Annotated in this window: 3 protein-coding genes; 1 reads left to right on the top strand and 2 read right to left on the bottom strand. The window is 68.6% G+C overall.

The features are described 5' to 3' along the window. Nucleotides 1-84 precede the first annotated feature (84 nt). Complete coding sequence (locus QR77_RS25535) at nt 85-807, top strand: TetR family transcriptional regulator (RefSeq protein WP_040024425.1); 723 nt, start codon at nt 85-87, stop codon at nt 805-807. A 74-nt stretch (nt 808-881) separates the two neighbouring features. Here the strand turns inward: QR77_RS25535 and QR77_RS25530 are convergent, their stop codons facing one another. Together QR77_RS25530 and QR77_RS25525 are read right to left on the bottom strand one after the other, a co-directional pair. Continuing rightward, complete coding sequence (locus tag QR77_RS25530; protein WP_040024423.1) at nt 882-2435, bottom strand: ABC transporter substrate-binding protein; 1554 nt, start codon at nt 2433-2435, stop codon at nt 882-884. A gap of 217 nt (nt 2436-2652) precedes the next feature. Next, nucleotides 2653-3514: metallophosphoesterase (locus tag QR77_RS25525; protein ID WP_236710806.1), on the bottom strand; the 862-nt coding region annotated here is incomplete at its 5' end.

Here is a 3514-nt window from a genome sequence, read left to right as displayed (position 1 = left end):
GGACGGCGCGGGGGACGGCGCGGGAGACGGCGCGGGCGGCGGGCCGCGCGAAGTGGTCGTCACGCCCCGTTAGGCTCGGGCACCGTGAAGGACGAGAAGGAAGCCCCCGACGCCAAGGCCCCCAAGAGCGAGCAGACCCGCACGCTCATCCTCGAAACCGCGCTGCGGCTGTTCCGGGAGCGCGGCTACGACAAGACGACGATGCGGGCCATCTCCCAGGAGGCCGGGGTCTCCGTCGGCAACGCGTACTACTACTTCTCGTCCAAGGAACACCTCGTGCAGGGCTTCTACGACCGGATCGGCGCCGATCACCGGGCGGCGGTGAGACCCGTACTCGACCGGGAGACCGGGCTGGAGGCGCGGTTCGCCGGGGTGTTGCGGGTCTGGCTCGACATCGCGCGGCCGTACCACGAGTTCGCGGGCCAGTTCTTCAAGAACGCCGCCGACCCCGAGTCGCCCCTCAGTCCCTTCTCGCCCGAGTCGGAGCACGCGCGGGAGGCGGCGATCGACGTGCACAGGGAGGTGCTGGCGGGCTCCAGGGCGAAGGCCCCCGATGAGCTGGCCGACATCCTGCCCGAGCTGATGTGGCTGTCCCAGATGGGACTTGTCCTCTACTGGGTCTACGACCGCTCGGAGGACAGCGAGCGCAGCCACCGGCTCGCCGAGCGCGGCGCCCGGCTGACCGCGCGGGGGGTCGCGCTGTCGCGTTTCCGGGTGCTCAGGCCGCTCGTGCACGAACTGCACGACCTCTTCGAGGACTTCCTGCCCGGCCTGGCGGAGGCCACCGTGTCCCGGCGGAAGAGCTGAGCCTCCGGCGCCGGTCGTACCCGGTGGGCCGGTCGTGCCGGTCGTGCCGGTCGTGCCGGAGGCTCAACCACCCGTCAGACCCAGTTCAGTTCCCACAGGCGCCAGATGCCGGTGCCGTCGGAGAGGTACTGCGAGCCGGTCACGTCCACGCTGCTCAGCACGTAGTTCTTCTTCTGCCACAGCGGCAGCAGCGGCACGTCCTTCGCCACCACCTTCTGGAGGGCCTTGAAGTCGGCAGAGGCGCGGGCGCGTTCGCTGTACTGCTGCGTGGACTTGATCAGGGCGTCGACCGCCGGATCCTTGTAGCCGTTGTGCAGCGTGGAGTTGGCGCCGATGAGCGGCTGGATGAAGTTGTCGGGGTCCGGGAAGTCGGGCACCCAGCCGACGGCGTACGCGTCGAACTCGCCCTTGGCGTAACCCTCCTGGAAGGGCTTCCAGTCCTTCTCCACGATCTTCACCTTGAACAGCCCGGTGGCTTCGAGCTGTTCGCGCAGCTCGTTCGCCTCGGGCAGGGCGGAGCCGCCCTTGGCGTGGGCGAGCGTGAAGCTCACCGGGGTCTGGATGCCGGCGTTCGCGAGGAGGGACTTGGCGAGCGCGGGGGACGGCTTCGGATACTCGTCGAAGAAGGCCGTGGTGTGCGAGGCGATCCCCTGCGGAATCAGCGAGTACAGCGGGTCGACGGTCGAGTCGTAGACATCGGTGACGATCTTCGGCCGGTCGATGACCGCGGCGACGGCCCTGCGTACGGCGGCGTTGCTCATCGGCGAGGTCTTGCGCGTGTTGAAGACGAGGTTACGGATCTCGGCGCTGTCGGCCTCGTTCATCCGGAGTTCGTCGCTGGCCGAGTCGAGCCCCGCGATCACCGAGGGCGGCAACTGCCGGTCGGTGACGTCGACCTTCTTGGCCTTCCATGCGGCCGCGAGGGCTTCGGAATCCGCGAAGTAGGAGATGCTCACCGGCTCCCCGGTGTCCTCGATCGCACCGTGATAGGTGGGATTGGGTTCGAGCCGGGCGGCCTTGCCCGGTGTGTACGTCTTCAGGACGTACGGACCCGAGCCGTCGACCAGGTTGTCCTTGCGCAGCCCGTCCACCGGATACGTGGTGTGGTCGACGATCGCTGCGGCGCCCGTGGCGATCTTCATCGGGAAGGTCACGTCCTGGGAGACCAGGTTGAAGGTGACCGTGTCGCCGTCCGCCTGGATCGACTTGAGCGTGGTGAACAGCGACGAAGGACCGAGCTCGTCCTTGATGCCCACGACCCGGTCGATGGAGTACTTGACGTCCTCGGCGGTCATCTTGTGCCCGTTGGCGAAGGTGATGTCGTCCCGCAGTTGGCACCGGTAGACCTTCAGGGTCGAATCGGTGAAGGAGCACTTGCGCGCCGCGTCGGGGACCGGCGTGGACGAGCTGGGCTTGAAGGTCATCAGCGACTGGTAGACGTTGCCGAAGAGCGCCCAGGAACCGGCGTCGTACGCTCCCGCCGGGTCGAGCGAGGTGACCTGGTCGGTCGTACCGACCTTGATCGCCTTCTGCTGCCCGTCGTCCGACGGAAGCAACTGCCAGCCGCCCACCCCGACGATTGCCAGTACTACACATGTGATGAGAATTCGCAGGCGGATCGACCGCATCGTTGTGCCCCTCTATCACGCCCACCCCTGACCGTGATGGCGCACACACAACCACACGAGCTTCACATGTGGAAGAGGAACGAGGGCCCTCCCTGGCAAAGGTCCAGTTGCCCAAACGTGGGAAGCACAGGTTGGCCGAAAAGCGCGGGTGAAGAAGGTGTGTCGAGGCTCCGGCCCATGCCGGGAGTGCTTCGGGTCAGGCCTGAGGTGCTCCCGGTCAGGCCTGGAGTGAGGCCAGTCGCACCACGGTGACGTCGGAGGGCGCGCCGACCCGGACGGGGGGTCCCCAGGCGCCGGCGCCGCGGGTGACGTAGAGCTGGGTGTCGCCGTAGCGTTCGAGACCGGCGACGGTCGGGTTGGCCAGTTCGGCGATGTAGTTGCCCGGCCAGAGCTGACCGCCGTGCGTGTGCCCGGAGAGTTGCAGGTCGACGCCCTGGCGTACGGCGTCGTGGATCATCACCGGCTGGTGGGCGAGGAGTACGGAGGTCCTCGCCCGGTCGCGGTCGCCGAGCGCCTTGGCGTAGTCGGGGCCCTCGCCCTGGCTCTCGCCGCCGATGTCGTTGACCCCCGCCAGGTCGAAGCCGGGAATCTCGACGCGCTCGTTGACCAAGGGCCGCAGCCCCAGTTCGCGTACCTGCGCGACCCAGGCGTCCGCGTCGGAGTAGTACTCGTGGTTGCCGGTGACGAAGAACGAACCGAAGGGCGCTTCGAGCTGGTTGAGCGGCTCGGCGGCCGGTCCCAGGTCGGCGACCGTGCCGTCCACGAGGTCGCCGACGACCGCGATCAGGTCCGGCTGGGTGGAGTTGATGGTGTCGACCACGCGCTGGGTGTGGGCGCGGCCGAGGATCGGGCCGAGGTGGATGTCGCTGACGACGGCGATACGGAAGCCGTGGGCGCTGCGGGGCAGTTTGGCGAGCGGGATGGTGACGCGCTTGACGCGCGGGCCGCGCAGGACGCCGTACGTGCCGTATCCGACGGTGGCGAGTCCGGCGGTGGCCGCGGCTCCGCCGACGATCCGGGAGACGAAGAGGCGACGGGAGGGGGCGGCGGGGCCGGGCCTGTCCTCGGTGGCCACCGCG

Origin of the sequence: Streptomyces sp. 150FB (genome assembly GCF_000818195.1) — a bacterium.
Lineage (GTDB): Bacteria > Actinomycetota > Actinomycetes > Streptomycetales > Streptomycetaceae > Streptomyces.
The sequence above is the reverse complement of the archived record's forward strand: the minus strand, read 5'-3'. Positions and strand labels throughout refer to the sequence as shown.

Bases quoted from the DNA above. Each gene is read 5' to 3' on its own strand.
- QR77_RS25530 (WP_040024423.1), bottom strand. From the start codon at position 2,435: ATGCGGTCGATCCGCCTGCGAATTCTCATCACATGTGTAGTACTGGCA.